Genomic DNA, 24777 nt, shown 5'->3' on the forward strand with positions numbered 1-24777 from the left:
AGAATGTGGCACAAAGTTGCGAAAGAGATTGCACCCTCACCGACTGGTCGCTCCCTTTACTTGCCTTGCGGGCAAAAATCAATGGCGCAGCCCGGTTGCTGCTTCGAGAAAAATGCCCGTTTTGCAAGGCGTTTAACCTTTAAATACCAGTCGCGATTGCAAGGTGACAACCGATTCGAACTATGCAAGTCTGGATTCGTGGGGTTTTGAGACAGGTTGTCTCCGCGTCGCCCGGCTGGGCGCACGAGCGTATCTGGTTGAATTACTCCACCTGAGCGTTGAATTCTGACTTTGCGTAACTAGACCCGATCGTCCGATGATTTGCAGTTTCAGCCGCTCCATCCGGTTGATTTGTCTCATCCCGCGTGGTCGTTCAGTGTCCGATTGTTTTGGAGGCCTGCCCTTGCCACGAACATTCATTTCCGCCGTTAAACTCGGCCTTGCAGCCGCTATTATGACCGCAACTTCAGCTTTGGCGCAGGAGGCTGCCGCCCCGCCTCCACCACCTGTATCGGTTGCAAAACCCATTGTTCGCGATGTGATCGATGCCGATGAGTTCATCGGCCGGTTCGACGCCGTCGATCAGGTCGCTGTGCGCTCGCGTGTGTCGGGCTATCTCGATACGGTCCACTTCAAGGACGGTGCGCTCGTCAAGAAGGGCGATCCGCTGTTCACGATTGACCAGAGGCCGTTCCAGACTGCACTCGATCAGGCGCAAGCGGCGCTCGAGGTCGCAAAGACCACCCTTACCTACGCCGAAGCCCAGTACAAGCGCACTGAATCGCTGACCGGGAGTGGCACCCTGTCGGTATCGACGCTCGACGACCAGCGCCGCGCCTATCTCGCCGGCCAGGCGAGCGTGCGTGGCGCGGAAGCCGCGGTCGCTCAGGCGAAGCTCGACATGATGTACACCGAAATCACCGCGCCGCAGGACGGACGCATCGATCGAAGGCTGATTTCCGTTGGCAACCTCGTCAATGCCAATGACACGATCCTGACGACGATCGTCTCGCTCGATCCTATCGACTTCTACTTCGACGTCGATGAGCGCAACCTGCTTTCCTATGCCCGTTCGGCGCGCGAGCGGGGCAGCGACCTTCAGGAAGGCGGTGGCGGGCTGGATGTTACGGTTCGGCTGACGGACTCGAAGGAACCACCGGTCAAGGGCAAGCTCGACTTCTCCGAAAACCGGCTCGATGCCCAGACAGGCACGATGCGGGTGCGAGCCCGCTTCGCCAATCCGGATTTCGTCTTGCAGCCCGGCCTGTTCGGGCGCGTCGAAGTCTCAGCCTCGAACACCTATAAAGGCATCCTCGTCCCTGATGATGCAGTTGGCGCGGACCAGAACGAGCGCATCGTCTACACAGTAAGCGAAGACGGCACGGTTACGCCGAAGCCGGTGCGGCTTGGGCCCAAGCAATATGGCTATCGCATCATTCGCGAGGGTCTGACCGGGGACGAGACGATCGTCGTCAATGGATTGATGCGCATCCGTCCGGGCGTAAAGGTCAAGCCGGAACTTATAACCCTGCCACCCGAAGCCAAGGCGACGGGGGTCGGCCAATGAGGTTCGCGCATTTCTTTGTCGACAGGCCGATCTTTGCATCCGTCCTGTCGATCGTGCTGTTGATCGTGGGCGGCATTGCCTACACGCAGCTTCCCGTCGCCCAATATCCGGAAATCGCGCCGCCGACGATCGTGGTGCGCACCTCCTATCCCGGCGCGGATGCGCAAACCATTGCCGACACGGTGGCGACGCCGATCGAGCAGGAAGTCAACGGCGTCGAGAACATGCTCTACATGTCCTCCTACTCGACCGCAGACGGGTCAATGGCGCTGACGATTACCTTCAAGCTCGGCACCGACCTCGACCAGGCGCAGGTGCTGGTCCAGAACCGCGTTTCCATCGCCGAACCGCGCCTGCCCGAGGAGGTACGGCGTCTCGGCGTGACCACGACGAAAAGCTCGCCCGACCTGATGATGGTCATCCACGTTCTTTCGCCGAACAACCGCTACGACCAGCTCTATGCGTCCAACTATGCACGCACCCGTATCCGCGACGTCCTCCTGCGGCTCGACGGCGTTGGCGATCTGACCATCTTCGGCGAACGCGAATATTCGCTGCGCATCTGGCTCGACCCGCAGAAACTTGCTGCCTACGGCATGACGGCGAGCGACGTCGTCCAGTCGCTGCGCGATCAGAACGTGCAGGTTTCGGGCGGTTCGATCGGCGGGCCGCCGACGTCGGGCAACAGTGCATTCCAGTACACCGTCACGACGGAAGGGCGTTTCAGCGACGCGAGGCAATTCCGCTATGTCATTGTCAAAGCTTCAGATACCGGCCGCCTCGTCCAGTTGCAGGACGTGGCGCGCATCGAGCTCGGCGCCAAGGACTATGTGACCAACAGTTACCTCGACGGTAGTCCCGCCGTGGCGCTCGGCATTTTCAGCCGGCCCGGCACCAATGCCTTGGCAACCTCCGAAACCATTCAGGAGACGATGAAGGAACTCGCCAAGGATTTCCCGGACGGACTGACCTACAACATTGTCTACAACCCGACCGAGTTCATCTCCGAATCGATCAACGAGGTCTACAAGACCATCATCGAGGCCGTCATTCTGGTGGCTCTCGTCGTGCTCGTATTCCTGCAGTCCTGGCGCACCGCCATTATTCCCATCGTCGCCATTCCGGTGTCGTTGATCGGAACGCTCGCCATACTCCTTGCCTTCGGCTTCTCGCTGAACATGTTGACACTGTTCGGCCTCGTCCTCGCCATCGGCATCGTCGTCGATGACGCGATCGTCGTCGTCGAAAACGTCGAGCGCAATCTTTCGTCCGGCATGACGCCGAAGCAAGCGGCCCACGTCACCATGGATGAGGTCGGAACGGCGGTCGTCGCCATCTCGCTCGTACTCATTGCCGTATTCGTGCCGACCGCCTTCATCCCCGGCATTTCCGGCCAGTTCTATCTGCAATTTGCCATCACCATCGCCGTCGCCACCGCGATCTCGGCGCTCAACTCATTGACGCTCTCCCCGGCCCTTGCGGCAATCGTCCTGCGCCCGCACGGGCATTCGCAATCGAGAAACCCGCTTGCGCGCGCCGGCCGCTTCCTCGCCAACGGCTTCAACACGGGCTTCGACCGAATGGCACATGGCTACTCCTGGATCATACGCCATCTTGTCGGCTCGACCGTCGGGCTTCTGGCCTCGCTGCTCGTCTTCGTGGGTCTCCTCGCCGGCACATGGTACATGGCCAATATCGTACCGCGCGGGTTCATTCCGACCATGGACCAGGGCTATGCCATCGTCGTCGTCCAATTGCCCGATGGCGCGTCGCTGGAGCGCACCGATGCGGTGATCAGGCGTGCCTCGGACATCGTCCGCAGCGTTCCCGGTGTAAGCCATGCCGTGGCGTTTGCTGGCTTCAGCGGCGCCACCTTTACCAATGCGTCGAATGCAGGCGTGGTGTTCGCGCCGTTCAATTCCTTCGAAGAGCGACTGCCAAAGGGCGAGACGGCGCAGGCGATCATCGGCCAGCTCTTCACGAAGATGCAGAGCATCCAGGAGGCCTTCATCATCGCCGTGCCGCCGCCGTCGATCCGCGGCATCGGCAATTCCGGCGGCTTCAAGATGCAGATTCTCGACCGCGACAATCCGGACATGCGCCGCATCCTGCCTCTTGCCTATCAGATGATGGGTGAAGCCAACAAGACGCCGGGACTCACCGGGGTCTTCACGACCTTCTCGGCGTCGAGCCCGCAATATTTCCTCGAGATCGACCGCGACAAGGCGCGGGCATTGAACGTACCGATCCCCAACATCTTCGAGACGCTGTCGATCAACCTCGGCACCTCTTATGTCAACGATTTCAATGCATTCGGCCGCGTTTATCAAGTGCGCGCGCAGGCGGACCAGCAATATCGCATGGACCGGGCCGACATTCTGGCGCTGAAGGTTCGCTCGGCGACGGGAGCATTGGTGCCGCTCGGAACGCTGATCGAGATCAGGGACACGACCGGACCCTCGCTGGTGCAGCGCTACAACATGTATGTTTCGGTGCCATTGCAGGGCAATCCGGCGCCGGGCATTTCGACTGGTGATGCACTCGACAAGATGGAGCAACTGGCGGCGCAGACGCTGCCGGTGGGAACGACGTTCAACTGGACAGAACTCGCATTCCAGGAGCGCAGCACCGGCAATACGGCGATCTACATCTTCGCCCTGTCGGTCATTTTCGTCTTCCTGGCGCTTTCCGCTCAGTATGAAAGCTGGATCCTCCCCCTTGCCATCATCCTGATCGTCCCGCTCGCTGTGCTCGCCGCGCTGATCGGCGTGCACCTGCGTGGCATGGACAACAATATCCTGACCCAGATCGGGCTTGTAGTGTTGATCGGCCTTGCCGCGAAGAACGCGATTCTGATCGTCGAGTTTGCGCGACAACACCAAGACGACGGCGCGACACCCGTCGAAGCCGCAATCGAGGCAAGCCGTTTGCGCCTGCGCCCGATCCTGATGACCGCATTTGCATTCATCTTCGGCGTGGTTCCGCTGATGATCGCAACCGGCCCCGGCGCGGAAATGCGCCAGTCGCTGGGAACGGCCGTGTTCTCGGGCATGCTGGGCGTTACGTTCTTCGGGTTGTTCCTAACGCCGGTGTTCTACGTGGCGCTCCGTTCATTCGGGCGCAAGCGCAAACCCGCGGTGGAGGCTCCGGCGCGGGGCTTCTAGTCCCGCTCCATTACTGGCTTGCGTTAAGGGTCGGCGGGCATCATGCTGGTGCGCGCTGACTTATCATTCATGCGGAGCGAGAGATGATTATTACCGAAATGTCGCGGCAGGAAATCAAGGAACTGCTGACCCGGGCCAGCATCGGCCGGCTCGCCTGCGCCAAGGATGATCAGCCTTACATCGTCCCGCTTCGCTTCGTCTACAATTCCGTCTACCTCTATTCCTTCACCACTGTTGGGCGAAAAATCGAGTGGATGCGCGAGAACAACAAGGTCTGCGTCGAGTTCGACGAGATCGATTCGACCAATAGCTGGAAGAGCGTGGTCGTTACCGGCAGGTTCGAGGAGATCACAAAGGAACATGGCGACGAGCGCAACATGGCCCATGATCTCTTGAACAAGAAGGCCGAATGGTGGGAGCCCGGCTACGTGAAGACAGTCATTCGCGAACAGGAACGCCCGCTTGCCCCGGTTTACTTCCGCATCGCTATAACAGAAACGACCGGCCATAAGGCGGTCAAGGAGCGTTAGACGAAGTTCGCACATTCCCCTTTTCCATAAGGTAGAAGAATGTGATCCTGGCCTGCGAACTGGTGCAACCAACGATACCCCTTAGACGTTGTATAATTGAGGGACCAATCAAAAGGAGCACCACCATGGGCGGAACGTCCAATCAGCATTTCGTGCGCAGGATGCCAACTGCTTCGGATCATCTCATCGATACGATTCGGCAGGCGACGCCAAAGCCAAAATTCAATCCTGAACGCTTGTCGGACGTTTTGAAGCGCTCCAAGGGGGCTTTTTCGATTACGAAGAGCCGGCCATCCGCCAAGTAGGCGCGTACCTATACTGTCCAGCCCAAGTCCGTATCGGCGGGCCATGCCTCGCATGGTCCCGGCTCGCTAATCTTCTTTTGGAACAACCCCTTTTTCCTTTGACGGCAGAAATCACGATGCTATAGAGACCGGCGCTTGGGGTGCGGTAACGCCTCCATCTGCGGATGTGGCGAAATTGGTAGACGCACCAGATTTAGGTTCTGGCGGGAGACCGTGGGGGTTCGAGTCCCTCCATCCGCACCACTGGCGCTTGACGCATAGTTGCGATCTTCAGTAGATCGGCTCCTCGTAGAGAACTTCTCCGTTATTTTTCAGAGCGCGAATTTGCGCATCTCCCGACGGCGAAACCGCGATGACAGCCTCAATCCTGCGTTCCCGCTGCTGGTCTTCGATCACACGTCCTTCCCCCTCCGGCACATAATAGCGCTCGATCCCGTATTGGATGTGAAGATCGTGATAGATCGCGGCATTGGCGTAACCGGAGGTGCGGCCGCGCAGCTGTATTTCACCGGGCGCCAGATCCTCGCGCTTTTGCCACGAGGCGCTGCTTATGCCCCAAGCACCGTCATCCGCCTGCTTCAACGCTACATAGATATCGGCGAACCCGGTTGACGTCGGCGGCGTCCCAGTCACCTTGTTAGCCTCTATTGTCGCGATGCCGTAACCAAGTGTGACATAGTCGCCGCGCAGGAAATCATGTGGATCGACCGGCTCGGTAAGCAGCGTGATATTGGTGCCGCTGCGCAGGATCGACGCCCGCTGTGCGACCATGGCGTAGAGGGCTCCGGACTGTAAAATTGCCACAACGGCGCCGAGCAGGATCAGGCGATTTACCTTCAGGATCATGCCGTTGCTTCCTTTTTCGGATTCTTTCTTTGAAGTCTTCGCTCCATTCTGACGACGAAGGCCGCCAGCAACAAGACGAGGATGCCGGCAGTCAGGAAGAAGCCCGCGGTGCCTATCAATGTACCGATCGTCTTGAACGCCAGGTACAGCACCTCAAGCGAAAAGACAGTGTAGGAAACCCAGCGCACCGTAAGGTTCCGGTGCCCCGAAAAGGCGAGGCCCGCGACGGAGCATCCCAAAATCGCAAAGCCGATGGCAACCTGATTGGCAACTCCTTCGCTGAATTCGTCGAACTGGAAGAAGATGAGGGCGATGACCAGCATGATGAAGCCATATCCGCCGATGGCCTCGCTCCAGCCGGTCAGCTGCTGGGTCGCCCTGCTCCGCAGTGCATCCGCGAGGAAGAGTGCCGCGCCGAGAACGGCCGCGATCCAAAGGATTGCCTGGTCGTCCAGATCGAACCGGACCACGAAGACATAGGCGATGAGGAGAATGGCAATGAAATGTCGCGCCTGCTTCGCCTTCGTCCACCAGACAAGTCCCGCGCAGGTGATTGCAAGTACAGGCACCAGCCAGATGTAGTTCCAGTGGTCTGGAATCGATGGTTCGAGCGAAGTGAACAGGTAGAAGCCGGTAATTGCGACGCTCGTGGACGTCAGTACCTTTGATCGCAGTAGGAGGGCCGCCACCATCGTGCCCGCCACCCAAAGAAGCGCCGCATCGGTGGTGTCTCCCGAGAGGTGGTACATTTGGCCAACGAGACCGATACCGGCACCGAATGTGATGGCGGCGATCAGGTAGAGCGCTTCGCTGAATATCCTGTCGCCCAGGCTTGCCCGCCAGGCGCCGCCGATATAGCCGGCGCCGATCACCGATATGATCAGTCCGAGCCGAACAAGGCGCGGCATGAGTTCCCAGTTGGCCGCGACGAGGGAGACGATGGCTGCGCCCAGCAAAACTGCGCCGAGAACCGCAAGGACGCCTCCAAGCCCGAGACCGTGTCCCCTGCCGTCCATGTCCTTGCGCAAGCGTTCGGCCGTCGTCTCATCGATCAGACCGTCCCGCTGCCAGCGCGCAATGTGTTTCTTCACGCCAATGGTTATCGCCAAGGTCTGCTCCTGAATCGCTGCAACGAGTCTTTAGTATAGCGAGGTGGCGGTCATCCTCCTATGGCGATCCCTGCGTGCTCGCAGCGCCACAATCACGACATTTGTGCGCCGCAACAATTAACATCGATTAATGTTGCAATGCAGCAATTGCATAGCTGATCTGCAAACTTGGCTCTGCAACTTTCAGGGGCCGTGCACTATCTTCCACTCAACGATCAAGAGTGATCAAGCAAACAACAACCGAAGTGGTGATTGAAATGAACCTTATCCGCTCCTACAGCAACTGGCGTCGTTATCGCGACACGGTTTCCGAACTGAACCGCCTGTCGTCCCGCGAACTCAGCGATCTCGGCATTGCCCGTTCGGACATCCCGTACGTCGCCAAGAAGTCCGCAATTCGCTAATCGCATAGAGAATATCGCCGGGGCTTATCCTCCTCCCGAAGCCCCCGCGATCAAAGGCCGATACTCCGCCTCCCTGATCGGCCTTTATCAAACGACACCCACCGCACCTCCTCCCGCGGTGGGTGTTGTTGTTTCAGGCCGCCTCCAGCCTATTGAGCCCTAGCGGACGCCGCCATATCCCCTGCTTTTCCATTCTGCGAGCGTCATGACGTCTGGAGCGCCGCCTCCCGGCTCATACCAGGAATCGACTGCCCAAAGCGTACCGCTGCGGTCCTTCAGAACAGCAGTGAAGTGTGGATAGCGCCCGTCGAAAAAGCTTCCGCGCGAATCCCGCCGGGCAACGGTGTGGAACTGCAACAGGCCTGCACCCTGCAGATAGTGCAGGAAGTGATCGGTATTCGTGGATTCGTCCACGCAATCCATCTGGCCGCGCTCGCGTCCCTTGCCAAAGTCCATCTTCGGCCGGTCGACGACGCCAATCACCTGCGTATTGCGTTGTTCGAATACTTGAACCGCCCGGCGAACCGCCGCGCGCTCGCCCTCCGGCGATTTGCGGCCGGACGCCATGATGGAGGCAATGCGGGAACGGTCGGTGCCGGTCAGCGTTACATTGGTCTTAAAATAGCAGCCATAACCGTGGCAAACGCTGAATGTCTGCGCCATGGCGATGGATGCGGGACTGCAAAGAATGAGAAAAAGAAAACAGAAGACGAGTTTATTTAAAACTTTTGTTTGCATGCGCCAACACTAACAATTGTTTTCACCGAAGCCCAACAGATTTGCATAATATGGTTGCTCCCGGAAATCCTCACCTGGCAACCGCCGGCGCCGCACCCTAAATCACCCCTGGCGCACCTCACCCAATCGGAGAATGATCATGCAACAACGCCGTCTCGGCCGAACCGGCCTTTCCATCGCCCCGCTCGTCTTTGGCGGGAATGTCTTTGGCTGGACCGCAGACAAGAAGACATCCTTCGACCTGCTTGATCGCTTCGTCGATGCCGGCTTCAACGCTGTCGATACGGCCGATGCCTATTCGCGCTGGGTGTCCGGCAATGAAGGCGGCGAATCCGAAACCATCATCGGCGAATGGATGAAATCGCGCAAAAATCGCGACAAAATTGTCATTATCACCAAAGTCGGCTCCGACATGGGACAGGGCAAGAAGGACCTTTCGGCTGCCTATATCGCCAGGGCGGCTGAGGCTTCCTTGCGCCGGCTGCAGGTAGATGCGATCGATCTCTATCTTTCGCACTGGCCGGATCCGGAAACACCCTACGAGGAGACCCTCGGCGCCCACGCGGAACTCCTGAAGGCGGGCAAGGTCAAGTCAATCGGCGCATCTAATCTCGATGCCCAGCAACTGCGTGCCGCACTCGACGTATCCAGGGAAACTGGCCTGCCGCGCTACGATGTGCTGCAGCCGGAGTATAATCTCTACGACCGCAAGAGCTATGACGGACCGCTGCGCGATCTCTGCATGGCCGAACATATCGGCGTCATCACCTATTTCAGCCTCGCACGCGGCTTTCTGTCCGGCAAGTATCGCAGCGAAGCCGACCTTGGCAAAAGCGCGCGCGGCGGCGGCATCAAGGATTATCTCAATCCGCGTGGATTCCGCATTCTTGCCGCGCTTGACGATATTGCCGCCAAGCACAAGGCGAAGCCCGCGGAAATCGCCCTCGCCTGGATCATGCAGCGCGAAGGCGTTACCGCCCCGATTGCCAGCGCGACGTCCCTTGAACAGTTGGACAGCCTGATCAAGGCGGCTTCGCTCAACCTGAGTGCCGAAGACGTTACCCAACTCGACAAGGCCAGCGCCTGATCGCTTGGATCGAAAGCCGCCGCATTGCGCCGTGCGGCGGCTTTTGCACATTGATGCGGGCGGTCAAAGCGTTTATTGGAAAGCCATGTCCATCAAACCTGTACACATCATTGGCGGCGGTCTCGCCGGTTCCGAAGCTTCATGGCAACTGGCGCAAGCCGGTGTGCCTGTCATCCTGCATGAAATGCGCCCTGTGCGCGGCACGGATGCCCATAAGACCGAAGGACTGGCCGAGTTGGTCTGCTCCAATTCGTTCCGTTCCGACGATCCCGAGACCAATGCGGTCGGCGTGCTTCACGCCGAAATGCGGCTTGCCAATTCGCTGATCATGGCCGCGGCAGACGCCCACCAGGTGCCGGCCGGCAGCGCCCTTGCCGTCGATCGCGACGGTTTTTCCGACAAGGTCACCGCAATCCTCGAAGCGCATCCGCTCATCACCATCGTGCGCGAGGAGATTACCGGCCTGCCGCCAGCAGAGTGGGATAAAGCAATCATAGCGACCGGACCGCTGACGGCTCCTTCGCTTGCCGAGGCCATCGGCCGTGAGACCAGCGCCGACGCCCTCGCCTTTTTCGATGCGATTGCTCCGATCGTGCATTTCGATTCGATCGACATGAACGTCTGCTGGTTCCAGTCGCGCTACGACAAGGTTGGACCGGGCGGCACCGGCAAGGATTACATCAACTGCCCGATGACCAAGGAGCAATACGAGGCCTTCGTGCAGGCCCTGATTGCCGGCGACAAGACGGAATTCAAGCAGTGGGAGGGCACGCCCTATTTCGACGGCTGCCTGCCCATCGAAATCATGGCCGAACGCGGGCCGGAGACGCTGCGTCACGGTCCGATGAAGCCCATGGGGCTCACCAATGCGCACAATCCGACCGTCAAGGCTTATGCAGTCGTTCAACTGCGCCAGGATAATGCGCTTGGCACGCTCTACAACATGGTCGGCTTCCAGACGAAGCTGAAATATGGAGCGCAGACTGAAATATTCCGCATGATCCCCGGACTCGAAAACGCCGAGTTCGCGCGCCTCGGCGGCCTGCACCGCAATACCTACCTGAATTCGCCCACACTCCTCGATCCGACGCTGCAATTGAAAAGCCGGCCAGGACTGCGCTTTGCCGGTCAGATCACCGGCTGCGAGGGATATGTAGAATCGGCCGCGATTGGTCTGCTCGCCGGCCGGTTTGCCGCCGCCGAACGACTGGGCCAAGCCGTTACGCCGCCGCCGGCCACGTCGGCATTTGGGGCGCTCCTCGGCCACATTACCGGCGGCCATATTGTCACCGATGAGGAACCAGGAAAGCGCTCCTTCCAGCCCATGAACGTCAATTACGGGCTCTTCCCGCCTATCGAGGCACCGAAGTCGGAAGGCAAACGCCTGCGCGGCAAGGAAAAATCCAATGCCAAGAAGCGCGCCATGAGCGCCCGCGCCCTCGCCGATTGTCGCACCTGGCTCGGATTGCCGGCGATTGCCGAGGCTGCGGAGTAGCAAGCTACTTCACTTCGGAGTTGCGTTCCTCAAGGGTGCTCACGACTCTGGGCTGCCGCCCATCTTTCCGCTTGCGGGGGGATGCCCGGCAGTGCAGAGGGGGATAACTGCGACCCCGATCAGCCTTGTCCATGTTAACTGACGGAAGCCTTCAGCATCGCCCACTGCCGGCGCAGCGGCGTGATATCGGCAACTTCGTTCGCAGCATCAGCGCCCTTTGCCTTCAGCTTTTTCAGATAGATACGCGTAAGGCGCGCCGGGAGATAGGCAGGACGCAGGCTGACGCGCAGCTCCTTCGCTCCAGCTTCAAACTTTGCCAGATGGTCAGTCGCAAGCGCTATCATGGCAGCGACTGCACGCGCAATCGCTTCTCCATCAGAACCATCGAGGAGATTCTGCGGGCTGCAGCCGACCGCTGTCAGAATATCGGCCGGGATATAAATCTGGCCGCGCCGCCTGTGCAGGGGCAGGAGCCGCAGCAGGCCGGAAATCGCCTGCGCAACGCCAGCATGTCCCGCCGTATCCGCGTGCTTCAGAGCGGCATCCTCATCGAGCACCAGCGATGCCAACTGGATCAAGGCCGACGCGGTCTCGCCGCAATAGCCTTCAAGATCATTGCGGCTGGGCATCGGGTCGTCATAAAGGTCGAAAATCCGGGCCTCGCAATAATTGTCGAAAGCCTGCCGCGGCAGGTCGTGCGTCTTGATCGTGTCGAGGAGCGCGGCGGCCACCGGATTCGCCGAGACCGCGCCATGTTCGGTGCCGTTGATCAGATCGCGCCACCATTGCAGCCGTACTTCGCCGGGCAAGGGATCGTGGATCAGGTCGCGAATGCGAGCGATCTCCGCATTGAAGGCATAAATCGACGCCAGCGCGCCGCGCTTGTCCTCGGGGGCATAAAGGATCGAGACATGGCGATCAGGGTCCGCATCGCGCAGGAACTGCATGCAGTAGGTTTCATTGGCGTTCATCGAGATGCCGCCTTAATCGACGGCGATCAAGGCAGCCGCCACCGCCCGATCTTCGGCCAGCAAGACATTATAGGTGCGCACTGCCGCGCCCGTGCTCATGGGATCGGCGGAAATGCGGTATTTGCGCAAGGCGTCGCGCAGTTCCTGCGGCAGCCGGCGCAGCTCCGTGCCGGTGCCTACCAAGAGGATCTCGATGTCATCCGCCTGCTCGATCACGAGCGACAGATCGGCAGCCATCACGATCGGCGGTGTTTTCGGCTCCCAGCCATGAATGCCTGATGGAAGACACAGGATCGAGCCACGATGGGACATGTCGGCAAAGCGAAATCCGCCATTGCCATAGGCATCGATCGGCGCGCGCCCCGGAAAATGGGCGTCCCGGATTTCAATGCCCTTGGCCAAGTCCCTAAACTCCGTTCTGCTCGGACGCCACCCTCGTGGTGTCATCGACAACGTCGCGGCCCTTGAGCCCGAACAACATCAATAGTGGACCGGCCACGAAGATCGATGAATAGGTCGCAACAATGATGCCGACGGCAATGGTCAGCGCGAAGGAACGCACGTCATCGCCGCCATAGATGTAAAGCATAAGGAGTGCGAGGAAGGTAGCAAGTGAAGTCAGGATAGTGCGCGACAAGGTTTGATTGATCGATGCATCGAGAACGGCCGACAGCGACATGGTATTGCCATGGCGCCTGAGGTTTTCGCGGACACGATCATAAATCACCACCGTATCGTTGAGCGAGTAGCCGACGATGGCAAGAAGCGCCGCGATGCTCCAGAGATTGAATTCCATCTGGAAGATAACGAACATGCCGACGATGAGCACGACGTCGTGGATCGTGGCAAGGATAGCGCCGAGAGCAAAATGCCACTCGAAGCGGAACCAGACATAGGCCAGGATGGCGACGAGCGACAGGACCACGGCGAGCACACCCGCCTGCGACAATCCACTCGATACGGACGGGCCGATGACATCGACACGGCGGAAATCGTAGTCGTCCTGCAGTTCGCCGCGGATCTTTACGCCGACGGTCTGCTCGGCATTCTCGCCCTCGCCCTGGCTTCCAACCGTTATCAAGGCGCGGTCGTCCGACTTGAACGGTTCGATTTTGACCTCGCCGATGTTCAGATCATCGAGTCGGCTATAAACATCGTCAAGGTCGATTGGCCCTTGCCGCGACTGGATTTCGACCAGCGTACCGCCCTTGAAATCGATGCCGAAGTTCATGCCGACAACGGCAAAGAGGACGATGGCGGCAATGCTCGAAAGCGCCGAGAAACCGAGGGTCAGGCCGCGCAATTTCATGAACGGGATTCTGGTGTTGTTCGGCACGAGCTTGAGCGGTGCGCCAGGCACTTCCTTTGGCTTCGAGCGTTGCACCCAGATCGATATGAGCCACCTGGTCAATGTAAATGTCGTGAACAGCGTCGTAACGATGCCGATCGTCACCGTGAGGGCGAAGCCGTGCACGGGGCCGCTGCCGAGAATAAACAGTACGAGCGCTGCAATCAGCGTGGTCACGTTGGCATCGACAATTGTCGCGAGCGCCCGGGAAAACCCGGAGTCGATGGCCTGGATGACTGAAAAGCCCGCCCGCCGGTCTTCACGGATGCGTTCATAAATAAGGACGTTCGAATCCACCGCCATGCCGATCGTCAGGACGATACCGGCAACGCCGGCAAGGGTCAGCGGTGCGCCGAAGAGCGTCAGCACTGCAAGGATCAGGAGGACATTGACGACCAGCGCAACGCTGGCGATGACGCCGAGGAAGCCATAGGTCAGCAACATGAACAGGATAACGAGCGCTGCGCCGATCAGGGCCGCAATCTTGCCGGATGATACTGCTGCAGCGCCAAGGTCGGTACCGATGGTGCGCTCTTCGATCACGGTAACATCGGTCGGCAAGGCGCCCGCACGCATGACAAGCGCAAGATTGCTCGCGCCGGAGAGGTCGAAGTTGCCGGTAATCTGGCCGGTATTGCCGGGAATGGCCTCGCTGATCACCGGCGCCGACAGAACCTGATTGTCCAGGACGATCGCAAAGGATTGCCCGACATTGGCCTTCGTCGCCTTGGAGAAGCGATCGGCGCCGATGCTGTCGAGCCGGAACGTCACCACAGGCTCCTGTGACGCTGTGTCGATACCGGCCTGCGCGTCGACAAAATTCTTGTTCGAAACGAGCGGCTCGGTCTTGACGAGATATGGAACCGGCGGATCGTCGAAGGAATAGACGACCTCATCGCCTTCCGGCGGTGTGCCATCGACTGCCTTCTGAGCCGGCATCGACGAATCCACCATCTGGAAGGTGAGTTCGCCTGTCAGGCTCAAAATGTCCTTGAGGAGCTGCGAATCGTAGAGGCCCGGCACCTCGACAAGGATACGCCCGTTGCGCTGGCCCTCGACATTCGGATTTGTATAGCCGAGTTCGCTCAGGCGCCGTGTCAGCACCGCCATCGTCGCATCCGTATCGGGGAGATGGTCCTTGTCGACCTGCAGGCCGATGCGCGATCCGCCTTCGAGATCAAGCCCGAGGGCAAGCTGCTTCTTGGGCAGCCAGTCCGGCAGCTTTACCAGTTGATCCTGCGTGAACAGATTGGGAAGAGCCAATATGACGGCTGCCAGAACAACGGCCCAAATGAGTACGGTCTTCCAGCGGCTGAAATAGAGCATTCGGCAATAACCTTCGGCATAGAATCAACAGGGCGGCTCCGTGGCCGCCCCGTAACTATGCCTTATTTCTTGTTATCGGCAACCGGTTCGCCCTTGACCCGTACATCGGCGACCATGCCGCGCAACACCCGTGCCTTGACGCCATCGCCGATCTCGACATCGAGTTCGCCCGTATCCTCATACACCTTCACGACCTTGGCGATGAAACCGCCGCCGGTGACGATCGTGTCGCCGCGGCGAATTGCCTTCAGTTGTTCCTCGCGCTTCTTCGCCGCCGTGCGCTGCGGACGGATGATGAGGAAGTACATGATCACGAAGATGAGGATGAATGGCAGAATGCTCATGAGCATTTCCGGTGCGCCGCCGGCGGCCTGTGCATATGCAGGAGTTACGAACATTGAGACAAACCTCCAGAGAAGACATATTTTGATTATACCTGAGCCTGCGCAATACAATGTTTGCGTTGGCAAAAGCAACCGTACAAAACCGTGAGGGCGGCTTTTCGATTTATCGTCAACATGATAGTTGCAGGTGCGCAGGTAAAGCAAAGGCTGGATGGGAATGTCGCGGGAATTGCTGACGGATAAACTTGACCGCTTGATTAAGGTGCTGGAGCGAATGGCGCCGCCTGAGCCGCAGGCAGTCGACCTCGATAGCGCCGACTGTTTCGTCTGGAATCCGGACCATCTCTGCTTCGATCCAGTAACCAGGGTCAATCGCGTCGATATCTCGCTGATCCGCGGCGTCGACACTGTCCGCGATATCCTTTTCGACAACACCAAGCGTTTTGCCGAAGGCTTCCAGGCCAACAATGTGCTCCTGTGGGGCGCGCGCGGCATGGGCAAATCCTCGCTGGTCAAAGCGGTACACGCCTCGATCAATGCTGCAGCGGGCGATAATGGCGCGCCCCTAAAGCTTGTCGAGATCCACCGTGAGGACATTGACAGCCTCCCTGCCCTCATGGCGGCGATCAAGGACACCGACTACCGGTTTATCCTGTTCTGCGATGACCTTTCCTTCGACCATGACGATACGTCCTACAAGTCGCTGAAAGCTGCGCTCGAAGGCGGTGTCGAGGGCCGGCCGGACAATGTCATCTTTTACGCGACATCCAACCGGCGGCACCTCTTGCCGCGCGACATGATCGAAAACGAGCGCTCGACGGCGATCAATCCGTCGGAAGCGGTGGAGGAAAAAGTGTCCCTTTCCGACCGTTTCGGCCTGTGGCTCGGATTTCACAAGTGCAGCCAGGACGATTATCTGGCCATGATCGACGGCTACGCCGCGCATTTTGACCTTGGCGTCGAAAAGGGCGAGCTCCATGCCGACGCCCTGGAATGGTCAACGACGCGCGGCTCGCGCTCGGGGCGTGTCGCCTGGCAGTTCACTCAGGATCTCGCTGGGCGGCTTGGGAAGAAGCTGTAGTCAGCTCGCCGCCTTGTCCAAAGCCTCTTCGGCCCATTGGTTGAGGCTTTTCCCGGCCCGTTCTGCAGCCAGGACTGCGCGGCGATGAACTTCGGGCTTCACCCGAAACATCATCTTGCCCGAGTAGGGCTTCTGCGGCTCCTTGCCGATCTTGGCGCAAGCCTCGATATAGTCATCCACCGCTTCATGAAAAGCCGCTTTAAGGTCGACGACTGTATCGGCATGAAAGCCGACGCCGTCGCTTATATCCGCGATTTTGCCGAAAAATATTTCATCTTCGTCGTCATACTCTACCCGCGCAGTATAATTCTTGTAGTGCATGACGTTCATGGTTCGATTCCAATTCTTTCCAGAAAGGCCCGGGCGGCGCCGACTTGATAGCGCTTTGCTTCCTTGGTGGGATGGGGCCTGTGAAAGCTTTCCAGTTCACCATCCTTTTCAAATTTGACACGCGAGCCACGACCCTCGATCGTCCGTGCCCCGACGCTGACCAGCAAGCTTTCGATATCCGACCATGCTATCGAGCCAGCGACCGGGTCAGAAAAGACAGCGAGCAGGGTTCGCCTATGCCTGCTATTCATCAAAATGCCTCTTTAAAATATATTACTTGCAAGCATTGAATGCTAGCACAATCGTCAATCTAAAATGCAAAACCCCCGAAGGTTGATATCCAACTTTCGGGGGCCAAATTACATAAAGGCTTCTGAGCTCGCGGTCGAAGCCTGATCAGGATTCGAGATATTTCGACGGATCAACCGGCGTCGAGTTCTTGCGCACCTCGAAGTGCAATTTCGGCTGGGTGGCGTTGCCGGTCATGCCCGACTTGCCGAGTTCCTCGCCGCGCTTGACCTTCTGTCCGCGCTGGACATTGAGCTTGCTGGCATTGCCGTAGACGGTGACAAGGCCGTTGTCGTGGCGCACGAGCACGGTATTGCCAAACTCCTTCAAGCCGTCGCCCGAGTAAATGACGACGCCGTTCTCGGCGGCCTTGATCGGCGTGCCTTCGGGTACGGAGATATCGATGCCATCGCTACCCTTCCCGTAATTGGCGACGACACGTCCACGCACCGGCCAGCGCATGCCGGTGACGCCGGTCGCCGATGGTGCTGCGGCCACGTCCTTCTCCGCATCGTCGATGACCTTCTCGCTCTCCTGCGGCGGTGTATACGGCTTGGCCTGGCCGTCAGGCTGGGCATTGGCCGGAGTTGCTGCAGTCGGCGCGGCGTTGGCGACAACCTTGGGCTGTTCGGCGGGCGGCGTCGATGCGGTCTTGACCTGGTCGACCGCGCCCTTCGACTTCATGTTATTGGCGACATTCTGCGCAAGCGAACCGCTGGAAGGCGGAATGATCAGCGACTGGCCGATACGGACAGTACCGTCGGTCATGTTGTTGGCCTGCTTGATGGCCTCGACATTGGCGCCGGTCTTGCGCGAGATCGCATGCAGCGTATCGCCGCTCTGCACCGTATAGGCACCGTTATTATTAGCCGGCGTCTTTGCAGACGTAGCGTTGGGCTGCGTTGCCTTTACCTGCGGCGCTTGCGGCATTACGGCAACGTTGTTGGCAGAATTATGGGCTGGCTGGGCAGGCATGCGTGCTTCACGTCCGTCGGGGGTCTTCAAAGTGTTTGTGCTGGAGCCAAGCGGTGCCGCCCGCATGGGCTGGACCGGTTCAGCGGATGCCATCTGCTGGCTGCGCGCCGGAGCGCTGGCAACCGGAGCAAGCGCAGGACGCGAGGGCTGCGACGATACGGGCGGCAAGGCCGACGCACTGGCTGCGCCAACCGGCGGCAGGTTGCCGCGCTGAACTTTTCCGCTGCCGACCGAAGCGGTCTGCGTCGAATCGACCGGCGGCGTATAGGGCTGCGGGCCGTTGTTCTGCGCCATGACGGAGCGCTGGTTATCGCTGTAGCCGGAGCTGAAATCGGCGCTGGTGAAGCGCTGCACGCCTGAGCTGCAACCTGCAGCCAATCCAGCAACCGTAAGAATAGCGGCATTTAGAGCCAGCCGCCGTGACGCTTTGTCTAATGTACTCAAACGCATCGCATGTCCCGCCCGTACTCAATACAAGTTTATTGACGCCATTAGATCGTGTTAATGTTACCCGACGGTTAAAGTGCTCATAAAATTTGCGAAAAATTCACCAAACCCGTAAAGGGTTGCCCTTCGTCGGCTTAGAGATAGCTACGCGGGGGCGCTACGAGCTGCGCCGAGTGCACGTAGTTGATTACGTAGATCAGAGCGCGGCGGATAGGCCTTCGAGAAGCGGCAGGAAACGCACCGGCATCATGTCCTGGCGCTCGAAACGGCTGCCGATCTTCGAAAGGCGGGCCATGACCTGCCTACCCTCAAGCGCGCCGATCGGCGCGATCATCACGCCGTTCGACGACAAGAGGTCGACGAACTGGCGCGGCAGGCTCTCGAACGAGCCCCAGACAATGATCCGGTCAAACGGGCCGTCATTGGCAAGGCCGTGCCTGCCGTCGGCATGTTTGACGAAGGTGTTCTCGATCTTCAGCGCTTGCAGCCGTTGCTGGGCAAGCTCGGCAAGCGTTTTGTAGCGCTCCAGCGACAGGACACGGCCCGCAAGGCGCGCCATGACGGCGGCCGTGAAGCCAGTACCGGTACCAACTTCCAGCACGCGGTGGGTCGGCTCGAGATCAAGCGACTTGATGAGCTGCGCCTGAAGGTCGAGCCCTTCCATGAACTCGCCGCACTCGATTGGCAGCATCCCCTGGCCATAGGCCAGAGTACCAAGATTGCCATTGACGAACGCCATGCGCGGCGTCGCCTCGAAGGCACCGAGCAGGCGTTGGTCGGTATTGCCGAGCGAGCGCATGCGCAAAACGAACGCGGCAAACCCCTCCCGTTCGGACAATGCAGGCTTCATGCGAAGGCATCCTCCAGCGCCGCACGCGTTTCGTGCGCGGTGAGGTCGAGCTGGAGGGGCGTTATCGAGATAAAATTCTTGCGGATCGCCGCGACATCACTGTTTTCGGCCGGCACATCCTTGCCCCGCCCGTAGCGCAGCCAGTAGTAGGGCAGACCACGACCGTCATGACGCTCTTCGATGGCGAGGCCATGGGAAAGCTTGCCCTGCACGGTGACCCGCGTCCCGGCGACAGCGCCGGCGTTGCAGTTCGGGAAATTGAGATTGATAAGGACGCCCTTCGGCAATTCGACGCCGAGCAACTTCTTCAACAGATCCGGCGCGTGCGCCGCCACGACGTCCCAGGGCAGCACCCGGGCGTCGCCCTCAAGCCCATATTCCTGCGACAGCGCAATCGACCTGATGCCGAGCAGCGTGCCTTCGATGGCACCGGCGATGGTTCCCGAATAGGTGACGTCATCGGCGGTATTCGATCCCGCATTGACGCCCGAGAGGATAAGGTCAGGCGGCTCCGGCATCAGGTGCTTCACGCCCATGATCACACAATCCGTCGGCGTGCCGCGCAATGCAAAGTGCCGCTCGTCGATCCTGCGCAAGCGCAGCGGATTGGAGAGCGTCAGCGAGTGCGCAAGACCGCTCTGGTCGGTTTCCGGCGCGATCACCCAAATATCGTCCGAGAGGCTTCGGGCAATGCCTTCGAGCACACTCAGACCTTCCGCATGAATTCCATCATCGTTGGTCAGTAGTATGCGCATTGCCCTATCCTTGCCTGTTAAACGGCTCTTTCGATTCGTGTCAGCCCACCCATATAGGGCACGAGTGCTTGAGGAACCGTAACGCTGCCGTCCTCATTCTGGTAATTTTCGACAACCGCGATAAGCGCGCGGCCGACCGCGACACCGGAACCATTCAGCGTATGGACGAAGCGCGTCGACTTCTCCCCTTCCGGCCGGTAGCGCGCATTCATGCGACGGGCCTGGAAATCGCCGCAGACAGAGCAGCTCGAAATTTCGCGGTAGCTCTTCTGCCCCGGCAGCCAGACCTCGATGTCATAGGTTTTCTGCGCGCCAAAGCCCATGTCGCCCGTGCACAGCGTCACGGTGCGGAACGACAGATCGAGACGCTTCAGCACCTCCTCGGCGCAGGATGTCATGCGCTCATGTTCCTCGATCGAACGATCAGCATCGGTGATCGACACCAACTCGACCTTCATGAACTGGTGCTGGCGCAGCATGCCCCGGGTATCGCGCCCGGCCGACCCGGCTTCCGAACGGAAGCACGCGGTCAGTGCCGTCATGCGCAGCGGCAGGTCGCGCATGTCGAGGATTTCCTCGCGTACAAGATTTGTCAGCGGCACTTCGGCGGTCGGGATGAGGTAGCGGCCTTCGGTCGTCTGGAACAAATCTTCGGCGAATTTCGGCAATTGGCCCGTCCCGTACAGAACCTCGTCATTGACGAGGAGCGGCGGGCTCACTTCCATGTAGCCGTGCTCTTGCGTGTGCAGGTCCAGCATGAACTGTCCGAGCGCCCGCTCGAGCCGTGCAAGCTGGCTTTTCAGCACCGTGAAACGGCTGCCGGAAAGACGCGCGGCGCGTTCGAAATCCATGTAGCCGAGCTGTTCGCCGATCTCGAAATGCTCCTTCGGCTCGAAGGCGAAGTTCTTCAGCTGCCCTATGCGGTGAACCTCGACATTATCGGACTCGTCCTTGCCGACCGGCACGCTGTCGAGCGGAATGTTAGGCAGTACTGAGAGCGCATCGGTCAGCGCACGGTCGAGCTGACGCTCTTCCTCTTCGGCCGACTGCAGGAAGAGCTTGATTTCGGCGACCTCGGCCTTCAGCCGATCCGCAGTCGCCTGGTCCTTGGCGCCCATGGCCTTGCCGATTTCCTTGGACGCGGCGTTGCGGCGCTCCTGCGCCTCCTGCAGTTTGCCGATATGCTGGCGGCGCTTCTCGTCGAGCTCGATCAGGCGGGATGACGCCGGCTCGTTGCCTCGTTTGGCCAGAGCTGCGTCAAGCGCTTGCGGATTCTCGCGGATCCATTTGATGTCGAGCATGGGAGTAAAGCCGTCTTGGATGCGTGGTAAAATGGGCCCGAAGACCCGGCGAAATCGGAGAGTGTCAGGAGGAGACTTCGCTTGAGCCCGATTGCGCTTCGGCTTCGGCCGCTGCACGCTTCCTCTCGACCAGACGCACCATCCAGATGGAAATCTCGTAGAGAATGATCGTCGGGAGCGCAAGACCGATCTGGCTGACCGGATCCGGCGGCGTAATCACGGCGGCAACGATGAAGGCGATGACGATGGCGTATTTGCGCTTCGACTTCATGCCGTCATAGCCAACCAGACCGACGCGGGCCAGCAACGTCGCGACGACCGGAAGCTGGAACACCAGGCCGAACGCGAAAATCAGCGTCATGATCAGGCTGAGATACTCGGAAACCTTCGGCAGGAGCGAGATCTGCACTTCACCTGCGACGCCTTGCTGCTGCATGGCGAGGAAGAACCACATCACCATCGGTGTGAAGAAGAAATAAACGAGGGCCCCGCCCATGAGGAAGAGGATCGGTGACGCAACGAGAAACGGCAGGAATGCCATGCGCTCATTGCGGTAAAGGCCAGGCGCGACGAATTTGTAGATCTGTGAGGCGATCACCGGGAATGCCAGGACGATGCCACCGAACATGGCGATCTTCACCTGCGTAAAGAAAAATTCCTGCGGCGCGGTATAAATCAGCTGCGCCTTGGCCGGATCGAAACCCGCCCAGCCCACGGCCCATTGATAAGGAATAACGAGAAGATTGAAGAGCTGCTTGCCATAGTGGAAACAGCCGAGGAATGCGACGAAAAACGCAACGAGCGCCCAGATCAGACGCCGGCGCAATTCAATGAGGTGCTCGATCAGAGGCGCTGAGCTCTTGTCGATTTCGTCGTCGGACTTGTTCAAGATTGTTTCCCCGTATCGCCAGTCTTGGCGCGCGGCTTGGCCGTTGTCTTTGCGGGCGCCTTGGCAGCTTTGGCTACCGGAGCCTTGGAAGCGGCGGTCTTGGCGGGTGCGGCCTTCACTTCAGTTGCCTTGGGCGCCGCCGGCTTTGACTTCCGCACAGCCGGTTTCTTTGCCGGCGATTCAGTCTTGGGCTCGGCGACAGTCGAGGCGGCGGCCTGCGTCGCTGCCGGCAATGGTTCCATCACCTGCGGCTGAAGCTGTGCTGCGCCGGGCGCGCTCGGATCGGGAATGGCAACGTTATCCTTGGCTGACGCAGCCACGTCCTTGAGACTTGAGCGAATATCCTCGCCCATCGTCCTTACCGGATCGAAAACCTTGCGGATATCGCTGCGCGGATCGAGGCTTTTAGCGTCGTTGATGATGTCGCGGACATCGTCAAGCTCCGCTTCCTTGAGCGCCTCGTCGAACTGGCGGCGGAATTCTCCGGCCGTTGCACGAAATTTCGCTGTTGCCTTGCCAAAGGCGCGTATCATCTTCGGCAAATCCTTCGGACCGACCACCACGATCAGGACGATCACGATAACCAGGATTTCCGACCAACCGACTTCAAACATTCAACATGCTCCAGCGCGGCAAATCCGCCGCGCCCATGACGAGGCTAATCATTGCCGATCAAGACTTGGTCGTCTTTTCCTTGACCGAGTTCACCGGCTGGCCAGTCTGGTTGTCGATCGTCTTCGAGCCGTCGGCCGTTGCTTCGTCTTCATCGCTCATGCCGCTTTTGAAGTTCTTGATGCCCTTGGCAACATCGCCCATCAGTTCCGGAATTTTGCCGCGACCGAACAGAAGAAGCACGACTGCAAGCACGATAAGCCAGTGCCAAATTGAAAAACTACCCATAATTTCCTCACATTCGCCCAATGGTTCGGGCTGATCTATGCCTTTTCCCCGTGCTTTTCAAACACTAGAGCTGCTTGCTCTTTCACATTCATGTAAGCGACGCGCAAGGCCCAAGTTTAAAACCCGCACAAAATCTTGCGTGACGGGTTGTTTAGGCCACATTATCCTTAAGTCCAAAGCTTGTCTCAATCATGTTCGACGCGCGGCGTCAAAAGACCAAGCTCCTCAAGATCGATGTCCGTCAGCGGATCCTCATCCTCGGTCAGCTCATCCGGATCATTGGTCGGAACGGGCACGGCGAAATTTGCCGGCATGCGCGCCGACAACAAGCCTGCCCCGCGCAGTTCATCGATGCCCGGCAGATCGCGCACCTCTTGCAGGCCGAAATGATCAAGGAATGACGCCGTAGTGCCATAGGTGATCGGCCGCCCCGGCGTGCGTCTGCGGCCGCGGAATTTTATCCAACCTGTTTCCATGAGAACGTCGAGCGTTCCCTTCGACGTTTCAACGCCGCGAATGTCTTCGAGCTCCGCTCGCGTCACCGGCTGGTGGTAGGCAATAATAGCCAAGACTTCGAGCGCCGCCCGCGACAGCTTTTTCTGCTGCACCGCCTCGCGGTTCATCAGGAAGGCGAGATCAGCCGCGGTCCGAAACGCCCAGGCGCCGCCGACCTGACGCAGGTTGATACCGCGCTTTGCGTAGAACTCCTGAAGCTCGCCGAGGAGTGCCGGAACATCGACGCCGGATGGCAGCCGCTCCTGCAACGCCTTCTCGGTCACTGGTTCAGCGGACGCAAACAGGATCGCTTCCACCATGCGCAGCGCCTCGGAAACCCCGATCCGCGCTGTCCAGTTCGCGCCCGGCTCCATGATTTCGTCGTCTTCCAGCGTATCGTGAATGTTGTCAGCCATTGACCACATCCTCCATCGGCTCGAAATAAGGCTCGGTCGCCTTGGTCTGCCGATTGCGCAGATAGATCGGATTGAAGGCGCCGGTCTGGCGAATTTCAAGATGGCCTTCGCGCACCATTTCAAGGCTTGCCGCAAAGGAACTCGCGATTGCGGTTGCTCGTTCTGCCGGCGAGACGATAAATTCCAGGAGATATTGGTCGAGAGCGGTCCAGTCCTTCATTTCGCCGACAAGGCGCATGAGGATTTCTCGGGCATCCTTCAGCGACCAGACACTGCGCCGGGCGATCTGCACCTGCGACACTGCCTGCTTCTGCCGTTGCGAGGCATAGGCCGTCAAAAGCTCGTAGAGCGTCGCGGCATAAGTGTTGGTCTGGTCAACTATGACCGCTTCGGGCATGCCGCGCGCAAAGATATCGCGCCCGAGCCGCGGGCGATTGACGAGCTTCATCGCCGCATCGCGCATCGCTTCGAGGCGCTTCAGCCGGAACTGCAGGGTTGCAGCCAGTTCCTCGCCGCTTTCGCCGTCATCGCCCGGCGACTTGGGGATCAGCAGCTTGGATTTCAGATAGGCAAGCCAGGCGGCCATGACGAGATAATCGGCCGCAAGCTCAAGCCGCAAAGCCTGCGCCTGGCGAATGAAGACGAGATATTGTTCGACGAGTGCGAGCACGGAAATGCGCGCAAGATCGACGCGCTGGTTGCGCGCCAGATGCAGCAACAGATCAAGCGGGCCTTCGAAGCCCTTGATATCAATGACAAGCAAGGGTTCACTGACGCCGCGATCGGACGGACTTTCCCAAAGCGCCTCCATGGGCA

26 protein-coding genes and 1 tRNA gene are annotated in these 24777 nt (G+C 59.3%); 9 read left to right on the top strand and 18 right to left on the bottom strand.

All coding sequences use genetic code 11. The features are described 5' to 3' along the window. Positions 1–454: 454 nt before the first annotated feature. The 5 genes from HQ945_RS08010 (at position 455) to HQ945_RS08030 (ending at position 5809) form a co-directional block, all read left to right on the top strand. Positions 455–1567, top strand: a complete 1113-nt coding sequence (locus HQ945_RS08010) for an efflux RND transporter periplasmic adaptor subunit (protein WP_051614995.1) — start codon at positions 455–457, stop codon at positions 1565–1567. Next, entirely contained in the window at positions 1564–4731 is a 3168-nt protein-coding gene (locus tag HQ945_RS08015) for an efflux RND transporter permease subunit (RefSeq protein WP_113280721.1), read from the top strand. The genes HQ945_RS08010 and HQ945_RS08015 overlap by 4 nt, the downstream gene beginning before the upstream one ends. An 83-nt stretch (positions 4732–4814) precedes the next feature. Continuing rightward, complete coding sequence (locus HQ945_RS08020) at positions 4815–5261, top strand: pyridoxamine 5'-phosphate oxidase family protein (RefSeq protein ID WP_113280720.1); 447 nt, start codon at positions 4815–4817, stop codon at positions 5259–5261. A 125-nt stretch (positions 5262–5386) separates the two neighbouring features. Beyond that, on the top strand, positions 5387–5566 hold the full coding sequence (locus HQ945_RS08025) for a hypothetical protein (RefSeq protein WP_027231459.1): 180 nt from the start codon (positions 5387–5389) through the stop codon (positions 5564–5566). A gap of 160 nt (positions 5567–5726) precedes the next feature. Beyond that, positions 5727–5809, top strand: a tRNA-Leu gene (locus HQ945_RS08030). 27 nt (positions 5810–5836) lie between these two features. Here HQ945_RS08030 and HQ945_RS08035 read toward each other — a convergent pair. Together HQ945_RS08035 and HQ945_RS08040 are read right to left on the bottom strand one after the other, a co-directional pair. Continuing rightward, a complete protein-coding gene (locus HQ945_RS08035) occupies positions 5837–6412 on the bottom strand; it encodes a GDYXXLXY domain-containing protein (RefSeq protein WP_113280719.1) in 576 nt (191 codons plus the stop codon). Then, positions 6409–7521, bottom strand: a complete 1113-nt coding sequence (locus HQ945_RS08040) for a DUF2157 domain-containing protein (protein WP_162737188.1) — start codon at positions 7519–7521, stop codon at positions 6409–6411. The genes HQ945_RS08035 and HQ945_RS08040 overlap by 4 nt, the downstream gene beginning before the upstream one ends. Positions 7522–7778: 257 nt before the next feature. Here HQ945_RS08040 and HQ945_RS08045 point away from each other — a divergent pair, with 257 nt between their 5' ends. Beyond that, a complete protein-coding gene (locus HQ945_RS08045; protein ID WP_081815883.1) occupies positions 7779–7925 on the top strand; it encodes a DUF1127 domain-containing protein in 147 nt (48 codons plus the stop codon). A gap of 159 nt (positions 7926–8084) precedes the next feature. On the opposite strand, the gene HQ945_RS08050 is transcribed toward HQ945_RS08045, so the two are convergent. Next, on the bottom strand, positions 8085–8588 hold the full coding sequence (locus tag HQ945_RS08050; protein WP_174207897.1) for a hypothetical protein: 504 nt from the start codon (positions 8586–8588) through the stop codon (positions 8085–8087). Between the two features lie 214 nt (positions 8589–8802). Here HQ945_RS08050 and HQ945_RS08055 point away from each other — a divergent pair, with 214 nt between their 5' ends. Both HQ945_RS08055 and trmFO read left to right on the top strand, forming a co-directional pair. Beyond that, entirely contained in the window at positions 8803–9750 is a 948-nt protein-coding gene (locus HQ945_RS08055; protein ID WP_113280717.1) for an aldo/keto reductase, read from the top strand. 85 nt (positions 9751–9835) lie between these two features. Then, on the top strand, positions 9836–11245 hold the full coding sequence (gene trmFO / locus HQ945_RS08060) for a methylenetetrahydrofolate--tRNA-(uracil(54)-C(5))-methyltransferase (FADH(2)-oxidizing) TrmFO (protein WP_113280716.1): 1410 nt from the start codon (positions 9836–9838) through the stop codon (positions 11243–11245). A 134-nt stretch (positions 11246–11379) separates the two neighbouring features. Here the strand turns inward: trmFO and HQ945_RS08065 are convergent, their stop codons facing one another. From HQ945_RS08065 to yajC, 4 genes are all read right to left on the bottom strand, one after another. Further along, complete coding sequence (locus HQ945_RS08065; protein WP_091921717.1) at positions 11380–12216, bottom strand: phytoene/squalene synthase family protein; 837 nt, start codon at positions 12214–12216, stop codon at positions 11380–11382. 12 nt (positions 12217–12228) lie between these two features. Then, positions 12229–12618, bottom strand: a complete 390-nt coding sequence (locus HQ945_RS08070) for an Mth938-like domain-containing protein (RefSeq protein WP_027231466.1) — start codon at positions 12616–12618, stop codon at positions 12229–12231. A 4-nt stretch (positions 12619–12622) separates the two neighbouring features. After that, entirely contained in the window at positions 12623–14890 is a 2268-nt protein-coding gene (secD, locus tag HQ945_RS08075) for a protein translocase subunit SecD (RefSeq protein WP_113280715.1), read from the bottom strand. A 62-nt stretch (positions 14891–14952) separates the two neighbouring features. After that, positions 14953–15288, bottom strand: coding sequence for a preprotein translocase subunit YajC (yajC, locus tag HQ945_RS08080; RefSeq protein ID WP_091921723.1), 336 nt, complete (start codon positions 15286–15288; stop codon positions 14953–14955). A 163-nt stretch (positions 15289–15451) separates the two neighbouring features. Here yajC and HQ945_RS08085 point away from each other — a divergent pair, with 163 nt between their 5' ends. Further along, positions 15452–16315 carry an ATP-binding protein gene (locus HQ945_RS08085; protein ID WP_113280775.1) on the top strand — a complete coding sequence of 288 codons (864 nt, stop codon included), beginning with the start codon at positions 15452–15454 and terminating at the stop codon, positions 16313–16315. On the opposite strand, the gene HQ945_RS08090 is transcribed toward HQ945_RS08085, so the two are convergent. The 11 genes from HQ945_RS08090 to HQ945_RS08140 all read right to left on the bottom strand — a co-directional run bounded on the left by HQ945_RS08090 (position 16316) and on the right by HQ945_RS08140 (position 24772). Next, the gene (locus HQ945_RS08090; RefSeq protein ID WP_091921725.1) at positions 16316–16645 is read right to left on the bottom strand and encodes a type II toxin-antitoxin system HicB family antitoxin; all 330 of its coding nucleotides are present in this window, start codon (positions 16643–16645) and stop codon (positions 16316–16318) included. Further along, positions 16642–16896: a type II toxin-antitoxin system HicA family toxin gene (locus HQ945_RS08095; protein ID WP_113280714.1), complete on the bottom strand. Its 255-nt coding sequence runs from the start codon at positions 16894–16896 to the stop codon at positions 16642–16644. Before HQ945_RS08095 ends, HQ945_RS08090 begins: the two co-directional genes overlap by 4 nt. Positions 16897–17041: 145 nt before the next feature. Then, entirely contained in the window at positions 17042–18358 is a 1317-nt protein-coding gene (locus HQ945_RS08100; RefSeq protein ID WP_113280713.1) for a M23 family metallopeptidase, read from the bottom strand. Between the two features lie 193 nt (positions 18359–18551). After that, positions 18552–19205 (bottom strand): protein-L-isoaspartate(D-aspartate) O-methyltransferase, encoded by a 654-nt coding sequence (locus HQ945_RS08105; RefSeq protein WP_027231473.1) that lies wholly within the window; start codon positions 19203–19205, stop codon positions 18552–18554. Beyond that, on the bottom strand, positions 19202–19960 hold the full coding sequence (surE, locus tag HQ945_RS08110; RefSeq protein WP_091945896.1) for a 5'/3'-nucleotidase SurE: 759 nt from the start codon (positions 19958–19960) through the stop codon (positions 19202–19204). The genes HQ945_RS08105 and surE overlap by 4 nt, the downstream gene beginning before the upstream one ends. A 17-nt stretch (positions 19961–19977) precedes the next feature. Beyond that, on the bottom strand, positions 19978–21261 hold the full coding sequence (gene serS / locus HQ945_RS08115) for a serine--tRNA ligase (protein WP_113280712.1): 1284 nt from the start codon (positions 21259–21261) through the stop codon (positions 19978–19980). 64 nt (positions 21262–21325) lie between these two features. Beyond that, complete coding sequence (gene tatC, locus HQ945_RS08120) at positions 21326–22150, bottom strand: twin-arginine translocase subunit TatC (RefSeq protein ID WP_113280711.1); 825 nt, start codon at positions 22148–22150, stop codon at positions 21326–21328. Then, positions 22147–22764, bottom strand: coding sequence for a Sec-independent protein translocase protein TatB (gene tatB / locus HQ945_RS08125; RefSeq protein WP_113280710.1), 618 nt, complete (start codon positions 22762–22764; stop codon positions 22147–22149). The genes tatC and tatB overlap by 4 nt, the downstream gene beginning before the upstream one ends. Before the next feature lie 58 nt (positions 22765–22822). Next, positions 22823–23050: a twin-arginine translocase TatA/TatE family subunit gene (locus tag HQ945_RS08130; RefSeq protein ID WP_027231478.1), complete on the bottom strand. Its 228-nt coding sequence runs from the start codon at positions 23048–23050 to the stop codon at positions 22823–22825. Between the two features lie 185 nt (positions 23051–23235). Next, the gene (scpB, locus tag HQ945_RS08135; protein WP_244506643.1) at positions 23236–23919 is read right to left on the bottom strand and encodes an SMC-Scp complex subunit ScpB; all 684 of its coding nucleotides are present in this window, start codon (positions 23917–23919) and stop codon (positions 23236–23238) included. A gap of 34 nt (positions 23920–23953) precedes the next feature. Beyond that, positions 23954–24772, bottom strand: a complete 819-nt coding sequence (locus tag HQ945_RS08140; protein ID WP_425500648.1) for a segregation and condensation protein A — start codon at positions 24770–24772, stop codon at positions 23954–23956. Positions 24773–24777: the final 5 nt, after the last annotated feature.

This window comes from Phyllobacterium pellucidum, from assembly GCF_013327855.1.
Taxonomy (GTDB): Bacteria; Pseudomonadota; Alphaproteobacteria; order Rhizobiales; family Rhizobiaceae; genus Phyllobacterium; species Phyllobacterium pellucidum.